A 2,877-nucleotide genomic window follows, 5' to 3' on the forward strand; every position below is an offset into this window, starting at 1 on the left:
ACGCGGACTAGCCCAAAAGTGTCGTACATTCTAGTCGAACAGCGTGGAAAAGCTGGCCGTAGACGGTGATAGCCCGGTAGACGAAAGGGTGCATGGCATGAAATTGAGTAAGGCGAGGCACGTGAAACCTTGTCTGAAYATGGGGGGACCATCCTCCAAGGCTAAATACTCMTSAYTGACCGATAGYGAACTAGTACCGTGAGGGAAAGGCGAAAAGAACCCCGGAGAGGGGAGTGAAATAGAYCCTGAAACCGTATACGTACAAGCAGTGGAAGCCCGCAAGGGTGACTGCGTACCTTTTGTATAATGGGTCAGCGACTTACTGTCAGTGGCAAGCTTAACCGTATAGGGGAGGCGAAGGGAAACCGAGTCTGAATAGGGCGAATAGTCTCTGGCAGTAGACCCGAAACCRAGTGAKCTATCCWTGRCCAGGWTGAAGGTGCGGTAACACGCACTGGAGGWCCGAACCCACATCTGTTGCAATAGATGGGGATGAGTTGAGGATCGGAGTGAAAGGCTAAACAAACTCGGAGATAGCTGGTTCTCCTCGAAAGCTATTTAGGTAGCGCCTCGTGCGAACACTGTTGGGGGTAGAGCACTGTTATGGCTAGGGGGTCATTGAGACTTACCAAACCATGGCAAACTCCGAATACCAACACGTGATACACGGGAGACACACGGCGGGTGCTAACGTCCGTCGTGAAAAGGGAAACAACCCAGACCCSCAGCTAAGGTCCCAAAGTCATAGCTAAGTGGAAAACGAWGTGGAAAGGCATAGACAGYCAGGAKGTTGGCTTAGAAGCAGCCAYCMTTTAAAGAAAGCGTAATAGCTCACTGRTCGAGTCGKYCTGCGCGGAAGATKTAACGGGGCTAAGCTATGCACCGAAGCTCGGGGTGTACAGATTTTGATCTGTACGCGGTAGAGGAGCGTTCCGTAGGCCTGTGAAGGTGGATTGTAAAGTCTGCTGGAGGTATCGGAAGTGCGAATGCTGACATGAGTAACGATAAGGGGGGTGAAAAGCCTCCCCGCCGAAAGCCCAAGGTTTCCTCGCGCAACGTTCATCGGCGCAGGGTGAGTCGGCCCCTAAGGCGAGGCAGAAATGCGTAGTCGATGGGAAGCAGGTTAATATTCCTGCACTTTTCTACAGTGCGATGTGGGGACGGAGAAGGTTAGGTCTACCAGGCGTTGGTTGTCCTGGGGAAAGGCGGTAGGCATGATTCTTAGGCAAATCCGGGAATCTTTATGCCGAGCACCGAGACGAGTCCTTTGGGACGAAGTGACTGACACCACGCTTCCAGGAAAAGCCACTAAGCTTCAGCTGTAGAAAAACCGTACCGCAAACCGACACAGGTAGGCAGGGTGAGAATCCCAAGGCGCTTGAGAGAACTCGGGTGAAGGAACTAGGCAAAATGGCACCGTAACTTCGGGAGAAGGTGCGCCTCTTGGTGTGGTCACGTGCGTGACTGAGCATCGAGGGGTCGCAGTAACCTGGCCGCTGCGACTGTTTATCAAAAACACAGCACTCTGCWAASACGAAAGTSGACGTATAGGGTGTGACGCCTGCCCGGTGCTGGAAGRTTAAWTGATGGGGTCAGCCGCAAGGCGAAGCTCTTGATCGAAGCCCCAGTAAACGGCGGCCGTAACTATAACGGTCCTAAGGTAGCGAAATTCCTTGTCGGGTAAGTTCCGACCTGCACGAATGGCGTAACGACAGCGGCGCTGTCTCCACCCGAGACTCAGTGAAATTGAAATCGCTGTGAAGATGCAGCGTTCCCGCGGCAAGACGGAAAGACCCCGTGAACCTTTACTATAGCTTTACACTGAACGTTGAGTTCTTCTGTGTAGGATAGGTGGGAGGCTATGAAACCAGGACGCTAGTTCTGGTGGAGCCATCCTTGAAATACCACCCTGAAGTGCTTGACGTTCTAACCTAGGTCCGTAATCCGGATCGGGGACCGTGTATGGTRGGYAGTTTGACTGGGGCGGTCTCCTCCCAAAGWGTAACGGAGGAGYWCGAAGGTACGCTCAGCGCGGTCGGACATCGCGCACTGTGTGCAAAGGCATAAGCGTGCTTGACTGCGAGATCGACGGATCAAGCAGGTACGAAAGTAGGTCTTAGTGATCCGGTGGTTCTGTATGGAAGGGCCATCGCTCAACGGATAAAAGGTACTCYGGGGATAACAGGCTGATACCGCCCAAGAGTTCATATCGACGGCGGTGTTTGGCACCTCGATGTCGGCTCATCWCATCCTGGGGCTGKAGCMGGTCCCAAGGGTWTGGCTGTTCGCCAWTTAAAGWGGTACGYGAGCTGGGTTYARAACGTCGTGAGACAGTTYGGTCCCTATCTKYCGTGGGCGYTGSAGATTTGAGGRRGSCTGCTCCTAGTACGAGAGGACCGGAGTGGACGTTCCGCTGGTGTTCGGGTTGTCATGCCMATGGCATTGCCCGGTAGCTACGAACGGAAGTGATAACCGCTGAAAGCATCTAAGCGGGAAGCACGCCCCAAGATGAGATCTCCCGAGAGCTTGACTCTCCTAAAGGCACCATCAAGACTAGGTGGTTGATAGGCACGGTGTGGAAGTGCAGCAATGCATTGAGCTTACGTGTACTAATGAGCCGTGAGGCTTGACCATATAACCCCAAGACGCTTCACCGTCTTAACTCTCTCTACTCGCTTCCGAATCCGGACGCTTGTCACTCGTTTACACCCTCTGTGGAGCCGGCGCTCAAAAAGCGCTGCTCCCACCCCTTCCCTGGCGGCCATAGCGGCGTGGTACCACCTGATCCCATCCCGAACTCAGAAGTGAAACGCGCATGCGCCGATGGTAGTGTGGCTCAAGCCATGCAAGAGTAGGTCACCGCCAGGGGCCTTATAC

At 54.0% G+C, this 2,877-nt stretch carries 2 rRNA genes (1 of these 2 cut by a window edge); both read left to right on the forward strand.

From position 1 onward, the window contains the following. Positions 1-2,634: ribosomal RNA gene (locus AC1DYM_RS21455) — 23S ribosomal RNA — on the forward strand (it extends 250 nt beyond the left edge of the window). A gap of 119 nt (positions 2,635-2,753) precedes the next feature. Then, a 5S ribosomal RNA gene (rrf, locus tag AC1DYM_RS21460) occupies positions 2,754-2,868 on the forward strand. Positions 2,869-2,877 lie beyond the last annotated feature (9 nt).

The sequence above is a fragment of the Luteibacter sp. P1_D3 genome (assembly GCF_056406135.1).